We start from the raw sequence: 20,711 nt of genomic DNA, 5'->3' as shown, positions 1-20,711 counted from the left end.
CAAAATAAAAGGTCAATAAGGCCTGATCAATATTAACAAATGGAGTATTGATGACCACTGCACTGAGTCAGCAGCTTATTTCCTGGCGACGTGAGCTGCATAAAAACCCGGAACTTTCCGGCGAGGAATTTGCCACCAGCGAGCGTATTCGGCGCTGGCTGGAACAGGCAAATATCCGTCAGCTTAATTATCCACTGAAAACCGGTGTAATCGCCGAAATAGGCACAGGTGAACCGTTAATTGCGCTGCGCGCTGATATTGATGCTCTGCCGATTGAAGAGAGCAGCGGAGTGGAGTTCACATCACATCACCCTGGCGTAATGCATGCCTGTGGGCACGACGTCCACAGCTCGGTTATGCTGGGAGCCGCACTGCTGTTGAAAGCGCGTGAAGCCGATCTGCCTGGACGCGTGCGCATACTGTTCCAGCCTGCTGAAGAGACCTTTACCGGCGCACAGCAGCTGATTGATGCTGGCGTGCTGGAAGGCGTACAGGCAATTTTTGGTATGCATAATGCACCTGAATTACCGGTCGGCACCTTCTCCGCGCGGGGTGGTCCGTTCTACGCAAACGTTGATCGCTTCGTGATTCGCGTCACCGGTAAAGGGGCCCACGCCGCACGTCCGCAGGAAGGCGTAGACTCGATTGTCACCGCCAGCCAGATCGTTACCGCGCTGCAAACTCTGCCCAGCCGCAGTTTCAGCTCACTGGAGTCGGTGGTGGTCAGCGTGACCCGCTTCCAAGGCGGTAATACCTGGAATGTGCTGCCGCAGACAGTGGAGCTGGAAGGTACGGTGCGTACCCATAACGACAGCGTGCGCGCAGCAATACCGGAGAAAATACGCCAGATAATACAGGGTGTTGCGGCAGCTTTCGGCGCACGAGTTGAGCTGGAATGGCAGGCCGGACCGCCGGCACTGGTGAACAGCGAGCACTGGGCAACCTTTAGCCAGCAGGTGGCTGCCGCCAGCGGCTATCAGCTAAAACCGGCAGAGATTCAGATGGGCGGTGAGGATTTTGCCTTCTATTTGCATCATGTGCCGGGGGTATTTGTCAGTATTGGCAGCGCCAGTGAATATGGCCTGCATCATCCACAATTTAATCCCGATGAAGCGCTGATTCATCCCGCCGCGAATTATTTCGCCCGGCTGGCGGAACAGGCACTGACTTCGCTGACGCAAACCCCTTCACAGGCAGTGAATGCCTGATTGTCCGGCGGGATATTCCCGCCGGGCTTATTGATATTTACTGCTGTTAATTGCCGGATTTGTTGTTTTACTAAATTAGCTCACTCAGGAATAGTGCTGTTTACCAGTTGAATACATTGAGTGAAATATGGCAACGCAACGACAATTACGCTTAGGAACAATATTACACGGCGCATCGGGAAATATGTCTGCCTGGCGTCATCCCAATGCCCAACCTGATGCCAGTATTAATTTAGACTTCGTCAAAAGCGTGGCGAAAAAAGCCGAGCAAGGAAAACTCGATTTTCTGTTCGTTGCCGACGGACTGTATATTAATGAAAAATCGATCCCGCATTTTTTAAATCGCTTCGAGCCGATTACTCTGCTCAGTACACTGGCCAGCGTCACCACCCACTTAGGTCTGGTCGGCACCCTGTCCACTTCTTACAGCGATCCATTTACCGTCGCACGTCAGTTCGCCAGCCTGGATCATTTAAGCGCCGGTCGCGCTGGCTGGAATGTGGTGACGTCCCCGCTGGAAGGGTCGGCCAAAAACTTCTCACGCCAGCAGCATCCGGAACATGCGCTGCGTTACCGTATTGCCGATGAGTTTCTCACCGTCACCAAAGGATTGTGGGATTCATGGGAAGAAGATGCGTTTATTCGCAATCAGCAGAGCGGTGAGTTTTTTGACCCAGATAAGCTGCATACCCTGAATCATCACGGTGATTTCTTCCAGGTGCAGGGGCCACTTAATATTGGACGTACGCCACAGGCGCGCCCGATTATTTTTCAGGCCGGCGCATCGGAAGATGGGAAAAAACTGGCAGCCCGCCACGCGGATGCCATTTTTACCCATCATCCAACGCCGCAGGAAGCGCAGCAGTTTTATCAGGACGTTAAGCATCAGTTAGTGGCAAACGGACGTCGGCCAGAAGATCTGCATATTTTCCAGGGCGTCAGCGTCATCGTCGGTGACGATGCTGAAGATGTCGAACGGCAGTATCAGACCACTGCCGCACTGGTCTCAATTGAGGATGCGCTCAACTACCTCGGGCGCTTCTTTGAACATCATGATTTCAGTCAGTATCCGCTGGATGCGCCCTTCCCGGAACTGGGCCAGCTGGGTCAGAACAGCTTTCGCAGCACTACCGATGAAATTAAGCGTAAAGCGCGTGAGCATAACCACAGCCTGCGTCAGGCCGCGCTGGAAGCCGCGACCCCACGCCCGCTGTTCCACGGCACGCCGGAACAGGTCGCCGATGGTCTGCAGCACTGGTTTGAAATCGGCGCCGCTGACGGTTTCATTATCAACGGCGGTACCCCGGACACCTTCCCGCGCTTTGTCGATCGCGTGGTGCCTATTTTGCAGGCTCGCGGCCTGTCACGCAGTGAATATCCCGGCACCACCCTGCGCGCAAGCCTTGGTTTAGCCACACCAGCCAATCAATTTTCTGCACAATAAGAGTGTGAATCGATGAAAACTAAAAAACTATTTGCCGTCGCCCTGCTTTCCTCACTGATGTTCAGCGGGCTGGCAGCCGCAGAGGAAGTGACACTGAACGGCCAGGGCGTTAGCGTTGAAGCCAATCAGCAACCGGTTAACGCGCCGAAAAATCCCGCCGCTATCGCACAAATTCCTGCCGGGCATCGCTTTGCCGTACCGGGAAAATTCACCGTGGCAGTGGCGGCACTGAACTCGCCACCGCTGACATTATTTGCCGCCGACAATAAAACCCTGCTGGGCAGCGAGGCAGATATTGCCCGTCTGGTAGCCGACAGCCTTGGTCTGGAACTGAATGTGGTGCCGACCTCGTGGGAAGACTGGCCGCTTGGCGTCGCCTCCGGCAAATATGATGCCGCCATCAGCAACGTCACCGTGACTAAGGAGCGTAAAGAGAAGTTCGATTTCGCTACCTACCGCAAAGACTCGCTCGGTTTCTACGTCAAATCCACCAGCAAAATTGCCAGCATTGAGAAAGCCGAAGATATTGCCGGTCTGCGAATTATCGTCGGATCAGGCACGAATCAGGAGGCGATCCTGCTCGCCTGGGACAAAGAAAATCAGGCCAAAGGGCTTAAGCCTTTTACTCCGGTCTACAGCAAAGATGATGCCGCGCAAACGCTGGCATTACAGTCCGGACGTGCTGACGCTTACTTTGGCCCCAATGTGATTGGCGCATGGAAAGCCGCGCTGACCGGTAAAACCAGGCTGGTCGGCAGTGTCGATGGCGGCTGGCCGAAAGCGGCGCACATTGCGGTCACGCTGAAGAAAGGCGGTGGTCTGGTCGAACCGGTAAACACCGCGCTGAACGGCGTGATTAAAGGCGGTGAATACGACAAAGTGCTGAACCGCTGGGGTGAAGGTATTGAACGCATCGGACAGTCTGAAATTAACCCGCCAGGCCTCGGCGACTAGGGGAAAAATAATGAGCCAGACACATTTTCGTCAGCTCTCGCCGGAAGCCCCGGAGCTGGAGCCGATTATCACCGGGCTGTTTGCTGAATATCAGGCGCGTTACGGTGACTATTTTGACAGTAAAAACGAGGTGGAACTTACCGAATGGTATCTGCCGCCGCAGGGCTTATTTATCGTGCTGGAGCGTGGCGGCGAGATCATTGCGATGGGCGCTTACAAAGCCCTTGATGCGCAAACTGCCGAACTAAAACGTATCTGGACACGCAGTGATTTACGCCGCCAGGGGCTGGCACTGATAATTTTACAGGAGCTGGAGCGGCGCGCGCGTCTCGCTGGCTATCAGCAGGTCTATCTGACCACGGGTTTTCGCCAGCCTGAAGCGGTGCGTCTTTATCTCGCCCACGGCTATCAGCCGCAGTTCGATATCAACCGCGATCCGGAAAGTTACAGCCTGCCGCCACACGATGGTCGCCTGCGCTTTACCAAACCGTTAGCCATCGCGGCAACCGCTCAGGCCAGTTAAGGAGCCGATGATGAAACCGACACCGACATCAACATCGACATCGACATTGCGCGTGGTACCCGCACGCTATCCGCTGCGCCAACTGGGCGCGCTGGTCGCGCTGTTTATTCTGGCGGCTGTCGTTCAGTCCGTCGCCTTTAATCCGCGCTGGGAATGGGCGGTATTCGCCCGCTGGTTCTTCGATCCGGTGATTTTACAGGGGTTGGCGCAGACGCTGCTGCTGACGCTACTTGGCACCCTGTTCAGCATCGTACTCGGCGCACTGCTGGCGCTGGCGCGGTTGTCACCCTCGTGGCTGCTTTCCGGCCTGGCCTGGATCTATATCTGGCTGTTCCGTTCGCTGCCGCTGATTGTGGTGCTGATTATTCTGTATAACTTCTCCTATCTGTACGACACGCTGTCGCTGGGTATTCCTTTTACTCCGCTGGTGTTTGCCAGCTATCCGACCATTGATGTACTGGGCCAGTTTGCCACCGCGGTGATTGGCCTGACGCTGGTGCAGGCGGCTTATACCGCAGAGATTATCCGTGGCGGCATTCTCGGCGTCGATGAAGGACAATTTGAAGCGGCAATGGCGCTCGGTTTACCGGCACGCCGTCGCACTCTGCGAATTATCCTGCCGCAGGCGCTGCGCGCCATTATTCCCACCGGTTTTAACGAAGTTATCAGTCTGGCAAAAGGCACGGCGATGGTTTATGTGCTGGCAATGCCGGAACTGTTCTACACCATCCAGATGATTTACAACCGTACTCAGCAGGTCATTCCGCTGCTGATGGTCGGCGCGGTGTGGTATCTGCTGGTGACTACCGTACTGTCGGTGATTCAGCACTATGTCGAACGCTGGCTGGCGCGTAGCGCCACCCGCGAACATCGTCCGGGATTATGGCGTCAGCTACGCCAGCGCCTGCAACGTCAACCGGTTACCCAGGGAGTCAGCCATGTCAGAGGCTATTGATTACTCGAACAATCCATTACGCGGCCAGGTCAGTATCGCCCAGGTCAGCAAAAGCTTTGGTAAGCATAAGGCGCTGGATGATGTGTCGCTGGAACTGGAGCCCGGCTCGGTAACGGTGATTCTCGGGCCATCCGGCTCCGGCAAATCAACGCTGTTACGCACCATCAATCACCTTGAGCGCGTCGATGAAGGCTTCATCCGTATCGACGGCGACTATATCGGCTATCAGCGTAAAGGCGATCGTTTATATGAACTGAAAGAAAAAGCCATTCTGCGCCAGCGCACGGAAGTGGGCTATGTGTTCCAGAACTTCAATCTGTTCCCGCATATGACAGTGCTGGAAAATATTATTGAAGCGCCGATTGTGCATAAAAAGCAGACGCGGGCACAGGCCATTGAGCTGGCTTACCAGCTGCTGGATACCGTTGGCCTGCGCGAGAAGGCGCACGCCTGGCCGCGCCACCTCTCCGGTGGTCAGCAACAGCGTATTGCTATTGCCCGGGCGTTAGCGCTGAATCCACGGGTGATGTTATTTGATGAGCCAACTTCTGCTCTCGATCCTGAGCTGGTGGGAGAAGTGCTGGATGTGATTAAAAAGCTGGCGCGATCGGGCACCACCATGGTGGTGGTGACGCATGAGATTGGCTTTGCCCGTGAGGTGGCAGATCGGGTGGTGTTTATGGTCGATGGTAAGGTGGTTGAACAAGGACGTGCGCAGCAGGTGCTCAATCAGCCGCAGCATCCGCGTACCCGACGTTTTCTGGCGCGCGTATTATAGCGACAAAACGGGAGCCAAAAGCGGCTCCCGTGGATCGGGGCGGCGTTTACGCCGCCTTCTGCTTAATTACCGCAGGTTAGCCGGAAAATCGGCTGGCAGCTCGCTGGCCGCACAATTAATGACCGACTCATCATTCTCACCACAGTCACGTACAAAAGTAATAGTGGCAAATTCATCAATCACTTCGGTTGGGTAAGTCGGGCCGGCATCACGATAGCTTTCCATCTGCGCAATATGATCGTTCTGGAAGCAGACGGTTTTTTCCGGATTATTCATCACCCAGCGTGGGAAAAAGATAGTGCCGTGGAACACATTATCGGCAAGGTTAGCGATCAGGCTAACATCAGTGCCGGTCGGCTCGGTCCATGAAATTTTATACACGTCGCTGGCAACCCGGACAATGTACGCATGCTGATTTTTTACCCAGCGATTTCCCACCAGACCGCTATGAATACGGTAATCGAGGGTGGTGGAATTTTTTACATAAATCTCATAATTCCAGCCATTATCATAGGTATACACCAGGTGTTTGCCGGTAAATCCACTCAGGTCATTTTTATCAAACTGGCTCATGGTTGTTCTCCTTTGTTTCGTTGAGAACACTTTATCGCTTTATTAATTCGATGAATAACGCTAATTTTGCGGGTAAATCATCTAAAAAATAGATTAATCATGTTACATAAAACATCACTTGAGCAGTGGTCATTACTGGAAAGTCTGGTTGATCTTGGCAGTTTTGCACTGGCAGCAAAGGCCGCTAATCGCAGCCAGTCAGCCGTCAGTTATAATATTTCGTTATTGCAGCAGAGGCTGGGGGTGGCGTTATTGCAACCCGAAGGCCGACGCGCAGTACTGACGCCCGCGGGTGAGCTGCTGCTGGCTCAGGTGCGTCCGCTGCTGCGCGACTTTCATCAGATAGAGCGGCGTGCCGCCGCGTTAAAGAGCGGACAGCGAGCGCGTATCGACCTGGTAGTGGACAGTATTTTTCCGCGCGCCCGATTATTTAATGTATTACGCCACTTCCAGCAACGGCATCCGCTGACGCAGATTCATCTTACCGAAGTGTTAAACAGCGAAAGCCCGGCAAAGCTGGCGCAACGCCCGGCTGATTTACTGGTGCTGACGCGTAATCATCATGCTCAGGATCCCGGCCAGTGGCTGATGAATGTGGATTTCATCGCAGTGGCGCACTCACAGCATCCGCTGCATAGCCTGCCTGCTCCACTCAGCAGTGCCCAGCTGCATCACTATCCACTGATTAAAATCACCGACCAGCTACAGCAGGCTCAACAGCAGCCAGCAGCCTTAGCTGAAAGCTGGACCTTTACCACGATTGAGGCGGCGATAGAGGCGGTAGTGCATCAGGTAGGTTACGGCTGGCTGCCCGCAGAACGCATCGCGCCATTACTCGACCAAAATCAATTGAAAATATTGCCATTAGAGCATGGCGTCAGGCGTACAACGGCGTTGCATTTGATTCTTCGCCAGCAGAATCTGGCGTGGGATGCGGAGATTGCTACCCTGACGGAACTGTTCACCCGGCAGGAAGAATAAGCGATAAAAAAACCGGTTTATCAGCGTGATAAACCGGTATTAACCATTTGGCAAGACGACAGAAAGGTCCAGGAAAGACGTCAGGCGGTGCAGCCTGGGTCTGTCATTACCTTAACCCACCGCTATCGTCATGACTAACAACAATAAATGCGCACGTTATGCGTGATTGTCATAGCCATTAATGCGCCGTATCGGTACGTTTGACCGCATCAAGCGTCGCCTGCTCACGCTCGGTGCCGGTCAGCTCACTTAGCTGACCTTCGCGCATTTCCAGTAAGCGATCGGCATGAATAAAGTAGTGATCGTCATGGCTGATGGCAAACACCGTTTTACCCATTCCCTGCAACCATGGCAGCAGCTCGCGGTAGAAGATCCGGCGGAAATGCGGATCCTGATCGGCCGCCCACTCATCCAGCAGCAGTATGTCACGCTGCTCGGCGGTGGCCAGCAACAGCGCCAGACGTTTGCTCTGCCCTTTCGATAATTGCAGGTTCAGCACTTTATTGCCTTCCAGCTGTAACTTATCCTGCATTTTCAGGCGCTCAAGCCACTGCTGTACCAGCGCAGGGTCGGCAGCTTCACCTTCGCGACCAATCAGGCGGTCAAACAGATGGACATCCGTAAACACCGCAGAGAACAGTTTGCGATACTCCTCCAGCCGCGCCAGTCCGATCTCTTCTCCATCCAGCAAAATCGAACCGGATACCGGCTGATACAGTCCGGTCAGCAGCATCGCCAGCGTTGATTTGCCGCTGCCGTTACCGCCAATCAGAAACACCAGTTCACCGCGTTTCAGCGTCATGTTGATCGGCCCGACGGCGAAACCTGCATCACCGTAATGGAATACCACATCACGCAGCTCAAGGGTCTGCCAGTTTTTTGATGGCGCCAGCGCGCTAAAATCTTCGCGATAATCGGTCAGTTTAAACGCGCGCAGTTTATTAAATGCCACCTGCGCACTGAGCAGCGTCGGCAATGCCCCGACCGCCTGCAACAGCGGAGTACGCAAAAACAGCAGCGTCAGGGAATAGGTAGCCGCCACGCCCGTGTCGGCCCAGCCGAGACTGTTGGCCATAAAAAACGCCAGCCCAATCGCGCCGAGCATCATAATATTCGACCAGTTGACCGCACTCAGGTGGAATGTATCCGCACGCACAATATGATGGCGATAATTTTTGGCGTCTTCCTGATAAACCGTTTCATAGATCTGACGCGCGCGATCGCGATTCAGCGCCAGCTCTTTGCGCCCGTCAATCACCGTCTGGTAATCTTTATACAGTCGATCTTCGGTTTCACGCAGCGTAGCCAGATGGCGGTAGACGCGGGAAACCAGCAGCCAGCCACCAATGATGGTAATCGTCACCCATACCGCCGTGACAATCATCATCTTGGGTGACAACCATGCCAGATAGGCAGCACAGCCGATGGTCAGGATAATCCCCTGGATCAATTCCGGCAGGCGCACAAATGCCAGCGTAATATTGCGCACGTCGCTGGTCAGGCCTGCCAGCAGCTGAGCATTACCAATCTGCTCAATACGTTCAACGCGGGTATCAAGAATACGTTTGATAAATTCGCCGCGCAGGCGATAGATAAAGTGGTGCCCTAACTGAGTCAGCGCCAGTTGAGCGCCCAGCGTCACCGCCATCAGCAGCAGCAGTAAGCCTAAAAACTTCGGCAGTACCAGCAATGACGAATTGATGCTGACGATCAGCTCGCGGTTGATAAAGGCAATCAGCCCGATCCCCAGTACTGCGCTGAGCAGACTCAGCACCATCACCATAATAAATGGCCAGCGGTACTGTTTATAAACGACGTGCAGCAACTCCATGACAACTTCCTGGTTTTAAAAAAGCTGCCTGCAGTTTAATGAGAAGCTAATCGATAGCAATAATAATTCTCATTCTGAAGCAGGTTTTTCATCATTCAGAATGAGACGTTTGTAGCACAGCATCAAAGCGCGCGTCGGAAGGTAATGTTATAGCGGAATGGCCCGGCCAGCGGATGGATACCGGCTTTCAACGGCATAATGCCATGGAAGCGTAAGCGTGACGGCCCACCCCATACCACCACGTCGCCATGCTCCAGCAACACGCGTTGGCTGGCGTCAGCGCGATCGAAACCGCCAAACTGAAACACCGCCGGTAAACCGAGCGAGACGGAGACAATCGGCTGCCGAAGATCTTTTTCGTCTTTATCCTGATGTAAGGTCAGTTTGGCACCCGGCTCATAACGGTTGATCAGGCAGGCGTCGGGATTAAAACCGCTGAATCCTGCCTGAGCCGCTGCTGATGTTGCCAGCGCGCGGAAACGGTCCGGCATCGGCGGCCATTTGCGGCCGGTGGCCGCATCATGTTCGCTGTACTGATAACCGCGCGAGTCCGTTGACCAGCCGAGATCGCCACAGTTAGTCATCGCCACCGACATACGATGGCCGCCGGGAGTAATGCGATGATGAAAAGGATTTTGCGCCGCAATGCTTAATACCGTGTTGAGCAGCGCTTCACCTTCATCACGCACCAGCCGACGCAAAATCACCGCGCCTTCGGCCAGCGGTTCTGCCCAAGGCGCTTCATCGCTGAATAAATCCAGCATCTTTATCTCCTCGCCAGTAAGTTATGGCTGCTGCAAAAACGCTTCAAACTGCGGCGACATCCAGGTACTGAAGCCGTCATCCTGCCTGGTAATCAGGTAAACCGCCAGTTTTTCCCGCATCGCCAGCTGTTTGGCTTTTTCGGTGCCCAGCACCATTAACCCGGTATCCCAGCCATCCGCTTCCAGCGCGGTGGTCGCGATAACCGTTGCTGACACCAGTTTATGCTCAATCGGTCGCCCGGTCATCGGGTCAATCACGTGAGAGATCCGCTTGCCATCCAGCTCGTAATAGTTGCGATAGCTGCCAGAGGTGCTGATACCGTGACCTTGCAGGTCGACAATCGCCTCAACCGCATTCTCTTTATCCGTCGGTTTCTGAATCGCCACCCGCCAGGGTTTCCCTTCGGCATTGCGACCACGCGTCAATACCGCACCGCCTACTGATACCAGATAGTTATTAATGCCCTGCTGCTCCATCAGGCGTGCCAGATGATCGGTGGCAAACCCCTCACCGACCGTAGACAGATCGACATAGAGCGCCGGCAGATCTTTTTGCAGCCACTGCCCTTCTCCGCTCTGGATCACTTTCAGATGTTGTAACCCGGTCAACGCACGAGCGGCATCGATCTGTGCCTGAGTGGGAGTTTCCACCGGCTGTTTATCCGGGCCAAAGCCCCATAAATTCACCAGCGGCCCAACGGTAATATCCATCGCACCATCGGTTTTTTTACCGATGCGCAGCGCCAGCGTAATGATATCCGCCATATTTTCGCTAACTGCCTGCGGCTGCTGGCTGCGGGATTGATTAAAGATGGAGAGGGCTGAATCTTTTTTCCACGTCGATAACTCCCGATCGTCAGCATCCAGCTGCTGCTGAATGGCCTGCTTCAGTTCAGCTTCACGTTCACCGTCCACTCCCGCCAGACTGACTCGCCAGTAAGTTCCCATGGTTTTGCCTTCCAGCACCAGCGACGTTGATGCCGGTTGCCGATCGCAACCAGAAACAGTCAAAGATAGCAGTAGACTCATGACGGGCAGCATAAACAACTTCATTGAATATCCTTGTTTATTTCACTTTGTTAGCATTGATTAACATAGTTAAAGTTTTTGTAAACCAGCAAATGTCTCATTGACCAGACTATGCTGGCTCACCAGAATGCTCAGTCTGAGAAAATTACCTCAGACCGATCGATATGTGTATTAGCTATAAAGGAGACCCTTATGCAAAATATCGTGCTCCTCGTGATTCTCGCCGGACTGGTGGTCTTTTCCGGTTATAAATATCATAAAGAGAATCGCGCCAAAGCGCTTGCCCGCCAACGCCATCGGTAACACTCGTTAAGGCCCCAATTGTTTGGGGCCTCTTTATTTGCCCTCAGCACCATCTCTGACCACGCTGCACCAAATAGATGCCGGCCATCTTACCTTAAGGCCATCAATCCCGGATAAACAAAGGCCTGCAAACCTGGCACAACTCCTGCTTAGTGTTTTTCATCTTGTATACAAGTGCGGACACAACCTTAAGCACCAGGAGCTGGCTATGAGCGAAAATAACAAAGCAGGAAATATCAACCAACAGCGTCGCCGTCTGATGAAATATTCTGCCCTTACGCTGGGTGGCCTGGCGCTGGAAGGCATGCTGGGAAACCGCATGGCATGGGCGGCGGAAGAGGAAATCCGTATTGGTTACTGGCCGATTGTCGGCGGCTTACCGCTGTATGTCGGACTTGAACAAGGGCTGTTTAAGCAGGCCGGACTGAATGTGAAAGCGGTAAAATTCGCCAGCGCCCAGCAGATCGTCGAAGCGATGATCACCGGGCGTATTGATGGCTGTGCTAACGGTACGGCAACCGGTGCGCTGGGCCTCGGTGAAATCACCAGCCCGAATCTGTTCAAAATAATCTGCTCCAATCCGTCAAATGAGAAAATGGTACTTGATGAGTTTTTAGTCCCGGTCAACAGCACGGTAAAAACCATCGGCGAGCTGAAAGGTAAGAAGATTGCCTGTGGCCCCGGCATTCAGAACGTCACCATGGCCAAAATCATTCTGGAGAAAAACGGCTTTACGCAGCCTAAGGTGATTGAGTTGCCGGTCGGCCAGCACGCCCCTGCACTTGCCGCCGGACAAATCGATGGCGTCTACACGCTGGAGCCAACCGGAACCGTGGCGCGGATGAAAGGACTGGCGCGGGTGCTGGAAACCGGTGTGATCTCGAAATATGTGCTCGGCGACGCCAGTGCACCGTGGTTTGGTGGCGCAGCCGCCCTGACCAGCAACTTCATCAGCAGTGACAACGATCAGGCCAAACGCTTTATCGCCGCGTATGGTCAGGCGGTGCAGTTTATTCAGCAGAACCCGGATGCCGCCCGCGAAAATGTCGCGGGTTATACCAGTATCGAACCTGCTTTAGCCAAAGAAGTACCGTTACCGGGATTTGTGATGTACGACCAGCTGACCGGTGACAATCTGCAATGGTTCCAGAAATTTTACGATGTATTTACCGAACGCAAAATCTTCCGCCAGCCGGTGGACGTGGCAAAAATCATCTGGCAGGCCTGATCGGAGGTGGTATGAAATCTAACTGGAAACATCGTCTGTTGCCGTTTATCGGCCCGATTCTGCTGTACCTTTTCTGGCAAACCGCCGTCAGTGCTAAATGGCTGAATCCGGTTTTGTTGCCGTCACCGGGTGAGACGCTGGCTTATCTGTTTTCAATGCTCGGCGATGCCAGCATGATGCAAGATATTGGCGCGACGCTGTACCGCACGTTGATGTCATTCGCCTTTGCAGCGGTTATCGGTGTGCCGCTGGGCATTATTTTAGGCAGCAACGAAAAGGTCTATCGCAGCGTTGAGTTCCTGATCGACTTCTTTCGCTCGACGCCCTCTTCGGCGTTAATTCCGCTGTTTCTGCTGATATTTGGCATTACCGATGCCAATAAAATTGCCATTGCGGCTTTTGCGGCGGTACTGGTGATTCTGTTTAACAGCGCCTACGGCGTAATGAATGCCAAAAAGACCCGGCTGATGGCGGCGCAGGTGATGGGCATTTCGCGCTGGCATATTTTTAAAGACATCATGTTAATGGAGAGCCTGGCACAAACCTTTGTTGGCCTGCGCACCGGCGTGTCAATGGCACTGGTAATTGTGATCGTCGCCGAGATGTTTATCGGCTCGGAAACCGGCCTGGGACACCGCATTATTGACGCGCAGCAGGTGTTTAACATTAAAGATATGTACGCCTCGATTCTGATAACCGGTGCCTTTGGCTATCTGCTTAATCTGGCTTTTTTACTGATTGAAAAAAGCTTCGTTCACTGGAGTGGCAAAGCATGACGACACCTGCAATTCACTACCCTGCGCCCGATACCCATGTGACTATTCGTGGTCTGTATAAATCTTTTGCTGGCCAGCCGCTGTATCAGGACCTTAATCTCGATCTGCCTAAAGGCAAAATCGTGTCGATTTTTGGCCCGAACGGCTGCGGTAAGTCAACGCTGATGAATATGGTTGCCGGGTTAATTCCGATCGATAAAGGCCAGGTGCTGTTTGATGGTAAAACGCTGGCTGAAACCACCATTGGCTATGTGTTTCAAAACTATCGCGATGCGCTGTTTCCATGGATGAGCGCATGGAAAAACATTGCCTATCCGTTGATCCGCCGGGGAATGGCAAAAGCCGAGGTCACCGCACGCGTCGAAGAACTCGCCAGGATGTTTGATATTCGCTTTGATTTGCAGCGCTATCCGTATGAATTGTCGGGCGGTCAGCAGCAAACGGTGTGCATTATGCGCGCGCTGGCTCCCAAGCCGGAAGTGATGTTCCTTGATGAACCGTTTTCCGCGCTGGATTTTGAGATGACGCTGTTTATCCGCGATAAACTGCAAGAGGTGCAGCAAGCCACCGGCGTCACTATGTTGATTGTCTCACATGACCTGGAGGATGCGGTGTTTCTGGCTGATGAGATACTGCTGCTGACCCGCCGCCCGACCAGCGTCGCGGAAATCGTCCCGTTTAACTTGCCGCGCCCACGCGGGGCCGAAGCGATGAGCGATCCAGAGTTTATCCGGGTCAAAGCGCATACGCTGGCGGTGTTTAAGCGGGAGATGGCAGCAGGGTGTTCGCAGACTTAAGGAAGCAGTTAAAGGATTGAGAAAACGCTAGCGAAGAGAAGCAAAATTAACAGGAGCGCAGCCTGGCTGCGCTCCTGTCAGCAACTTAGAACTGGTAAACCAGACCCAGAGCGACGATATCATCAGTATTGATACCGGTAGCGCGGGTGAACTGGTTTTCATCCATCAGGTTGATCTGGTAATCAACATAGGTGGACATGTTCTTGTTGAAGTAGTAGGTCGCGCCTACATCGATGTATTTTTTCAGGTTCTGTTTACCGAAACCTTGTACTTCAGTACCGCGAGAGGTCACGAAGGCCAGGGAAGGACGCAGGCCGAAGTCAAATTGGTACTGAGCTACCAGCTCCCAGTTTTCAGCTTTGTCAGCATAACCGTAAGCAGTTGAGTCAACGCTACCGAAGCGGGTGGCGTTATAAGACTTGGTGAACATCGCCGCCAGGTAGATGTTGTTCTGGTCATATTTCAGACCACCGGTGTATGCAGTCGCTTTATCGCCGTTACCCAGTACGCGTGCAGAGTTCTGCTCGGTGGTGCGGTCAGAAGAGAACATTGCAGCACCCAATGCCAGACCGGTATCGCCCAGCTCGTAGGTTGATGACAGACCCCAGCCGTCACCGTTCTGACCGAGCACATTACGGCCGTTAGGGGATTCGGTTGAGCTGCTGTTTTTGCCCTGGTACTGAACGGCGAAGTTCCAGCCATCTACCAGACCAAAGAAGTTGTTGTTACGGTAGGTCGCCATGCCGTTACCGCGTGAGAACATGAAGTTGTCAGCGCCGTAAGTGTCGCCACCGAACTCTGGCAGCACGTCAGTCCATGCGCCGATATCGTATGCCACGCCGTAGTTACGACCGTAGTCGAATGAACCGGCTTCGCCGAATTTCAGACCAGCAAAACCAACACGGGTATAGCTGTCTTTAGTTCCTTCAGACTCAGCGTTGTTCAGTGCTGCCTGATATTCCCACTGGCCATAACCGGTCAGCTGTTGAGAAATCTGGGTTTCACCCTTAAAGCCGAAACGGACGTAAGACTGGTCGCCATCGCTGCCATCATTATCGGAGAAATAATGCAGGCCATCGACTTTACCGTACAGGTCTAATTTGTTGCCGTCTTTGTTATAGATTTCTGCTGCGCCAGCTGAACCAGCGATCAGCAGCGCCGGAACCATCAGGGAAAGAACGCGAATTTTCATTTTTTTATTACCCTCTAATTGTGTCTTATATTTGCCACTGCGTGCTGAATGTCTAAAAATTCAGCCGAGAAGCCATTGTCAATTTGAGGGCAGTAATAATCTATCAAGAAAATGCTACTAAATTTCCGAAAGTGTTTCAAAGTACTAATAACATATTACAAAATATTAATGGAGAGGAACTTTTACCCAGCACGCATAATCTAAGGACATCGCACTAATTGTCAAAAAAATAAGCAAAGCTTTCTATTCAGACACTTACAGAAGATTACATTTTTGAGCACTGAATGATAATTTTTTTTATCTATCAGGTTATAGAATAGATCCCGCTATCATCATTTTATTTCATTATTACCTTCATTCACCCCGAATGAGATGTTTTACCCTTATATTTCCCGCCGGACGTTTTGTCCGGCATTTTTTTGCCCGTTTTTCAGCCGCGATCATCCAGCCTGAAGTTAATATCAGCACTCAATTATCCACCGCAACGGTAGATTTGCCGCATTTATTTCCGCACAATATGTTAAGAAATAATCGCCAATTTTTTCCATTTAATTACTATCCGGAAATAACCGACGGCAAATTGTAACGTGGTCGTAATGACTAACGCTCGCGTAATGCTTCTTTAAGTTTGTTCAGGGGCTTAATCAGATAATCCATCACTGATTTCTCACCGGTCTTAATGTCCACACTGGCCACCATGCCTGGCAATATAGGGAATTTGCGTCCGGCCCGGTTGGTTAATTCCGCTGTTTGCGTGCGAACATAGACGCGATAGTAATATTGGTCTCGCTTAACTTCATCCTGCAGCGTGTCCGGTGAAACCGTTTCAACTTCTCCGGCTAAGTCACCATAGATTGATGAGTCATAGGCAGTGATTTTTACCGTGGCCGCCAGGCCTGGACGGATGTAAGCAATATCACGCGGGTTGATGCGTGTTTCGATTAGCAACTGGTCTTCCAGCGGAACAATCTCCATCAGCTTATCACCCGGCTGTAATACGCCACCGACAGTGGTCACCTGAATATCTTTAACAATGCCGCGCACCGGCGAATAGAGCGTGGCATGGTTAAGCTGATCGCGTTTACCGGTCAATACCTGTAACTGTGCGTCAAGATCGGCATTGTTTTTTACCTGTTCTTCGCGCGCGCGCACCGCATAGGCATTGGTTGCTTCATCAATTTTTCCACGCAGATCGCTGATCTGACGTTGCAGGCGAATCACCTCCACTTTACCTGCCGCACCTCTGGCCACCAGCGGTTGAGTCATGCGCAGCTCATCCTGCACCAGTTTCATTGATTGTTGCAGGTTGCTGACGCTTTCCGTCAGATTACGCCGACGCGACTGATACAACTGGGTTTCACGCGCCACCAGCTCCGGCTCCTTCAGCGTTTCAGCACTGAATCGGAGCGGTGCGCCGGTCAGCTCGGCGCGTAAGCGTTCAGCCGAGGCGCGCAAGGTACGTACTTTTGACTGCGCCTCACCAAAGTTGGACTGAAAACGGGTCGGGTCCAGCCGCGCCAGTATCTCGCCCTTCTCAACAATATCGCCTTCATGCACGCTCAGCTGGTCGACGATACCGCCATCCAGCGTTTCAATAACCTGCGCGTGGGTGTAAGGCGTCACTTTACCGCTACCCACCGTAACCTCATCAAGAACGGCGAAGTATGCCCAGATAAAAAATAGCAGCAATGCGGCAGCGCAGACCCAGATAATTGCCGAGGTGCGTTTTTCATTGCGCTTTAAATCACGATCGATCAGCAACAGGCTCATGCGGCATCTCCTGGTTGATTGGCTGGGGTTGCGGCAGGATTAACGGCGCGCAGAATATCGTCACGAGCACCATCGGCAATAATCCGGCCGTTATCCATCACCACGATACGATCAACCAGTTTCAGCAGCGCCGGGCGGTGCGTCACCAGCACCAGCGTGCGTCCGGAAAGCCAGTTATGCATCTGGCGCAGCACGTGTTCTTCCAGTTGCTCATCCATTGCGGCGGTTGGCTCATCCATCAGTACCACCTGCGGCTGGCGCAGGATCATCCGGCTCAGCATCACCATTTGCCGCTGGCCGCCGGACAGGCCGCGCCCGCCTTCATTGATGATCCGGTCAAGACTGGCTGCATCCTGTTGCACCATGCTGAGCGCGCCACTGACGCGTAACGCCTGTAACATCTCCTGCTCACTGGCATGCGGGTTGCCCAGCATCAGATTCTGCCGCAGCGTGCCGAAAAACAGCCGCGAATCCTGTGACAGCCAGCCCAGCTGTCGTCGTAAATCTACCGGGTCGATATGGCTGATATCCACGCCGTCGACCACCACTTTGCCCTGTGTCGCACTTGCCTGCCCGGCCAGCAGTTTCAGCAGCGTCGATTTTCCTGCGCCGACCTTGCCAACAATCGCCAATCTCTCGCCGGGTTTGATTTGCAGTTTCGCTACGTTGAGCACGTTTTTCACATTCTCTTCATCATAGCTATATTGCACATTACGAAGATCGTAGTGCCCGGTCAGGCTCGGACAATGAGCCACATCGCCCTCTTCCGGCTGATCGAGCGGCCGTTTCAGCAGCTCATCCAGCCCGTTCATGGCGCTTTTTGCATGCTGCCAGCGGGAAAACACCATGGTGAGCTGCATCAGCGGCGCAATGGTGCGTGACGACAGCAGGCTACTGGCCACCAGCGTACCGGTAGTGATATCGCCGCTCAGTACCAGATAGGTGCCAAACACCAGCATTCCGGCATAGGTTAACTGCTGGACCGTTGAGGCCCAGCCGGTCAGCCGTGCGCCCCACAAACGCTGTTTCATGCCAACCGCAGCGCTGACCTCATGGGTTTGCTCCCACTGACGCTGAAAATAGGGTTCAGCCTGTAACGCTTTGATATCCTCAATGCCCTCGATAGTTTCCACCAGCACCGCATTGCGCAACGCGCCTTCACGCATCCCCTCTTTTGCCAGCTTCGCCATCGGAATCTGTAATAGCAAACCCGGAATCACGATCAGCGGAATAGCCAGCAGCGGAATGATCACCAGTGGACCGCCGATAAACGCCATAATAAACAGAAACAGGATCACAAACGGCATGTCGGCCGCCGCGCCGACGGTGGTGGAGGTCAGCAACTCACGTACCTGATCGATTTCCCGCAGCTGCGAAATAAACGAGCCGGTAGATTTTGGCCGTGCTTCATTGCGAATATTCATCGCGCGCGCAAACAGCATCGATGACACCTTTAAATCAATGCGTTTTCCCATCGAATCAGATACCTGGGTTCGCATCAGGCGAATCAGATATTCAATTCCGGCAGCCACCAGCACGCCAACAAACAGCACCCAGAGTGTTGATTCTGACTGTGCCGGGATCACCCGATCGTAAATCTGCATGGAAAACAGAATCCCCGCCAGCGCCAGCACATTGCCAACCACCGATGCCAGTGAGATCTCCATAATGCGGCGTCCCATGCCGCGAAAATTATGCCAAAACCAGTGCTTTTTAAACGGCTGGACAAACTCGTCAATGCGCGCATCGCGACCGCGCGCCGCGACGCCAATAATCGCCACCTGCTGCCGACTTTGCGCCAGCAGTAAAGCCAGCTCCGTTTCGCGCACCACGTCTCCTCCGTCGCTGATCCAGTAGCGCGCTCTGGCTTCACCATCAATCGATTCAACCACCGCCACGCTGCCGCTTTCCAGTATCAGCACCACCGGCGTGACTTCCTGACGCCAGCGAATGCTGTCGCGTGGCATCATGGTGAGATGCAGTCCCAACAGCCCGGCCAACCGTTCCAACTGCTGACTGGCGCTGAGATGCTCAAACCAGCGCATCTGCTGGCGTAGATTTTGTCCTTCCGCCGGTTTACCAAACCGCGCCGCCACACGCAGCATCGCATCAATCCAGTTTTCGGTAGTGGGGCTTTGTATCGTCATCTTTATTGCCTTTTATACGGGGTTCGCAGATGAGTGCTTACAGTGAAGGCAAGGTTTGTCCGCTATTGGCTTCGCGGTCGATACCCATAATGTCGAGCAGATTATCGACCGCCGCGGCGTAACGCACCGTGGCATCCCAGCCGTCATATAGCGCCATAGTGCGCATGCTGTCAGCCTGGAAAACATCCTGTTCTACGCTCAGCAGATCGTTCAGGCTGCGCTTATTCAGTTTGTATTCATCGGCATAGACCGAGCGGGTATGGTCAGCACTGGCCAGCTGATCCTCCCCCGCCTGCTGGCGCTGCTGCGCGCCAATCATATCGGCGTAAGCGGTAGAGGCCCGTTGATTAATTTCCAGTTTCGACTGCTGAATATCCGCCAGCGCCGCTTCACGCTGGCCTGCTGCCGCGCGGGTTTTTGCATTGACTAAACCGCCCTGATAAAGCGGCGCTTCAACGCGCAGTTGCAGCAGATCGTCCCAGTAAGAGCGGTTATCGTTTTCGTAGCGGGTTCGACCAGCCTCGACTTTAAGCGTTGGCCAGTGATTGGATTGTGCCTGACGCACGCGTTCGCGCGCCGCCTCCTGTCTGGCCTGCGCACTGCGCACTGCGGCACTTTTTTCGTAGGCGATGTTGTTCAATGTCACCTGCTGTTGCAGCAGGCTTTGCGGCAGTTCCGGTAAGTTATCTGACACGACGCCGGTCAGCACAGTCAGCTGCGCCTGAGCAGAGCGCTGCTGGGCGCGATACTGCTCCAGCGTGGCCCGCATCCCGGCAAGTCGCGTTTGCGCCTGCAATACATCAGATTGCGAACTTAGCCCGGCATCCGCACGCATGAGAGCTATCTCTCTGACATGATCCAGCGAGCGGATATTGGTTCGCGAAGCCTGGGTTAAAGCCTGATAGCGCTTTACTTCCAGATAGGCCCGCAAGGTGTCCTGTGCCACGCTGGTCATGGTGCTGTATAAGCTGTAACGATAAGCATCGGACAGCGCATGTTGCTCGTCGATGGCACCACCGGTGCGCCCGAAGTCATATAACAACTGGCTGAGACTCAGGCCGCCGGAGGCACTGTTATTGATGCTGCCGGCAGAGTCGGTCTGGCTGGATCGGCCGCCACTTGCCTGCAATGAAATCTGCGGATACCAGCCGCTTTTCGCCGCGTCCAGCTCAGCTTCACCGACATGAATTTGCGCTGCGGCTTCGGCTATTTTCGGGTTACGGGCAAATGCGCGCAAGATCGCTTCGCGCAGCGTCAGAGTGGCGACCTGCTCCTCGCTGGGAGCAGCACGCCAGTTAAATTCCGCAATGGATTCAGCCGCAGCCTGGGCTGGATGCCCGGCGAGACTGCAACAGGCGCCTAAGCAGCATGTCGCTAATACTTTCTTCATGATGAACACCGAATGGTTAATGCTCAGCGGGAGCGAAAAAAAGGGTCACGCCATGCGTGACCCTTACC

18 protein-coding genes are annotated in these 20,711 nt (G+C 53.6%); 10 read left to right on the top strand and 8 right to left on the bottom strand.

Annotation, left to right across the window (positions count from 1 at the left end; genetic code table 11):
- Nucleotides 1-50: 50 nt before the first annotated feature.
- The 6 genes from ACP3TC_RS06770 (at nt 51) to ACP3TC_RS06745 (ending at nt 5,862) form a co-directional block, all read left to right on the top strand.
- The gene (locus ACP3TC_RS06770; protein ID WP_313852844.1) at nt 51-1,208 is read left to right on the top strand and encodes an amidohydrolase; all 1,158 of its coding nucleotides are present in this window, start codon (nt 51-53) and stop codon (nt 1,206-1,208) included.
- Nucleotides 1,209-1,335: 127 nt separating this feature from the next.
- Nucleotides 1,336-2,652, top strand: coding sequence for an LLM class flavin-dependent oxidoreductase (locus tag ACP3TC_RS06765; protein ID WP_426817825.1), 1,317 nt, complete (start codon nt 1,336-1,338; stop codon nt 2,650-2,652).
- 12 nt (nt 2,653-2,664) lie between these two features.
- Nucleotides 2,665-3,606 (top strand): ABC transporter substrate-binding protein, encoded by a 942-nt coding sequence (locus ACP3TC_RS06760; protein WP_313852847.1) that lies wholly within the window; start codon nt 2,665-2,667, stop codon nt 3,604-3,606.
- Nucleotides 3,607-3,616: 10 nt separating this feature from the next.
- Nucleotides 3,617-4,129 carry a GNAT family N-acetyltransferase gene (locus ACP3TC_RS06755; RefSeq protein ID WP_426817824.1) on the top strand — a complete coding sequence of 171 codons (513 nt, stop codon included), beginning with the start codon at nt 3,617-3,619 and terminating at the stop codon, nt 4,127-4,129.
- Between the two features lie 10 nt (nt 4,130-4,139).
- Nucleotides 4,140-5,084, top strand: coding sequence for an amino acid ABC transporter permease (locus ACP3TC_RS06750; protein WP_426818248.1), 945 nt, complete (start codon nt 4,140-4,142; stop codon nt 5,082-5,084).
- On the top strand, nt 5,068-5,862 hold the full coding sequence (locus tag ACP3TC_RS06745) for an amino acid ABC transporter ATP-binding protein (protein ID WP_313852849.1): 795 nt from the start codon (nt 5,068-5,070) through the stop codon (nt 5,860-5,862). The genes ACP3TC_RS06750 and ACP3TC_RS06745 overlap by 17 nt, the downstream gene beginning before the upstream one ends.
- A 66-nt stretch (nt 5,863-5,928) precedes the next feature.
- On the opposite strand, the gene ACP3TC_RS06740 is transcribed toward ACP3TC_RS06745, so the two are convergent.
- Nucleotides 5,929-6,435: a phenolic acid decarboxylase gene (locus ACP3TC_RS06740; RefSeq protein ID WP_313852850.1), complete on the bottom strand. Its 507-nt coding sequence runs from the start codon at nt 6,433-6,435 to the stop codon at nt 5,929-5,931.
- 99 nt (nt 6,436-6,534) lie between these two features.
- Between ACP3TC_RS06740 and ACP3TC_RS06735 the strand changes: the two genes are divergently transcribed.
- The gene (locus ACP3TC_RS06735; RefSeq protein ID WP_426817823.1) at nt 6,535-7,416 is read left to right on the top strand and encodes a LysR family transcriptional regulator; all 882 of its coding nucleotides are present in this window, start codon (nt 6,535-6,537) and stop codon (nt 7,414-7,416) included.
- Nucleotides 7,417-7,594: 178 nt separating this feature from the next.
- Here the strand turns inward: ACP3TC_RS06735 and ACP3TC_RS06730 are convergent, their stop codons facing one another.
- The 3 genes from ACP3TC_RS06730 to apbE all read right to left on the bottom strand — a co-directional run bounded on the left by ACP3TC_RS06730 (nt 7,595) and on the right by apbE (nt 11,052).
- Entirely contained in the window at nt 7,595-9,247 is a 1,653-nt protein-coding gene (locus ACP3TC_RS06730; protein WP_313852852.1) for a multidrug ABC transporter permease/ATP-binding protein, read from the bottom strand.
- Nucleotides 9,248-9,369: 122 nt separating this feature from the next.
- The gene (alkB, locus tag ACP3TC_RS06725) at nt 9,370-10,011 is read right to left on the bottom strand and encodes a DNA oxidative demethylase AlkB (RefSeq protein ID WP_426817822.1); all 642 of its coding nucleotides are present in this window, start codon (nt 10,009-10,011) and stop codon (nt 9,370-9,372) included.
- 21 nt (nt 10,012-10,032) lie between these two features.
- The gene (apbE, locus tag ACP3TC_RS06720; protein ID WP_426818247.1) at nt 10,033-11,052 is read right to left on the bottom strand and encodes an FAD:protein FMN transferase ApbE; all 1,020 of its coding nucleotides are present in this window, start codon (nt 11,050-11,052) and stop codon (nt 10,033-10,035) included.
- 499 nt (nt 11,053-11,551) lie between these two features.
- Here apbE and ACP3TC_RS06715 point away from each other — a divergent pair, with 499 nt between their 5' ends.
- Genes ACP3TC_RS06715 through ACP3TC_RS06705 form a run of 3 tightly spaced genes read left to right on the top strand, consistent with a single transcriptional unit; the run spans nt 11,552 to nt 14,144 of the window.
- Nucleotides 11,552-12,571, top strand: coding sequence for an ABC transporter substrate-binding protein (locus tag ACP3TC_RS06715; RefSeq protein WP_313852855.1), 1,020 nt, complete (start codon nt 11,552-11,554; stop codon nt 12,569-12,571).
- An 11-nt stretch (nt 12,572-12,582) separates the two neighbouring features.
- The gene (locus ACP3TC_RS06710; protein WP_313852856.1) at nt 12,583-13,347 is read left to right on the top strand and encodes an ABC transporter permease; all 765 of its coding nucleotides are present in this window, start codon (nt 12,583-12,585) and stop codon (nt 13,345-13,347) included.
- The gene (locus tag ACP3TC_RS06705) at nt 13,344-14,144 is read left to right on the top strand and encodes an ABC transporter ATP-binding protein (protein WP_313852857.1); all 801 of its coding nucleotides are present in this window, start codon (nt 13,344-13,346) and stop codon (nt 14,142-14,144) included. Before ACP3TC_RS06710 ends, ACP3TC_RS06705 begins: the two co-directional genes overlap by 4 nt.
- 85 nt (nt 14,145-14,229) lie before the next feature.
- Here ACP3TC_RS06705 and ompC read toward each other — a convergent pair whose 3' ends face one another.
- The 4 genes from ompC to ACP3TC_RS06685 all read right to left on the bottom strand — a co-directional run bounded on the left by ompC (nt 14,230) and on the right by ACP3TC_RS06685 (nt 20,643).
- Nucleotides 14,230-15,336 (bottom strand): porin OmpC, encoded by a 1,107-nt coding sequence (ompC, locus tag ACP3TC_RS06700; RefSeq protein ID WP_313852859.1) that lies wholly within the window; start codon nt 15,334-15,336, stop codon nt 14,230-14,232.
- 600 nt (nt 15,337-15,936) lie between these two features.
- A complete protein-coding gene (locus ACP3TC_RS06695; protein ID WP_313852861.1) occupies nt 15,937-17,106 on the bottom strand; it encodes an HlyD family efflux transporter periplasmic adaptor subunit in 1,170 nt (389 codons plus the stop codon).
- Nucleotides 17,103-19,253, bottom strand: a complete 2,151-nt coding sequence (locus ACP3TC_RS06690) for a type I secretion system permease/ATPase (RefSeq protein WP_313852862.1) — start codon at nt 19,251-19,253, stop codon at nt 17,103-17,105. Before ACP3TC_RS06690 ends, ACP3TC_RS06695 begins: the two co-directional genes overlap by 4 nt.
- Before the next feature lie 37 nt (nt 19,254-19,290).
- On the bottom strand, nt 19,291-20,643 hold the full coding sequence (locus ACP3TC_RS06685) for a TolC family outer membrane protein (protein WP_426817821.1): 1,353 nt from the start codon (nt 20,641-20,643) through the stop codon (nt 19,291-19,293).
- Nucleotides 20,644-20,711 lie beyond the last annotated feature (68 nt).

Origin of the sequence: Winslowiella sp. 2C04, assembly GCF_050037805.1 — a bacterium.
In the GTDB taxonomy this organism is placed as follows: domain Bacteria; phylum Pseudomonadota; class Gammaproteobacteria; order Enterobacterales; family Enterobacteriaceae; genus Erwinia; species Erwinia toletana_A.
The sequence above is the reverse complement of the archived record's forward strand: the minus strand, read 5'-3'. Positions and strand labels throughout refer to the sequence as shown.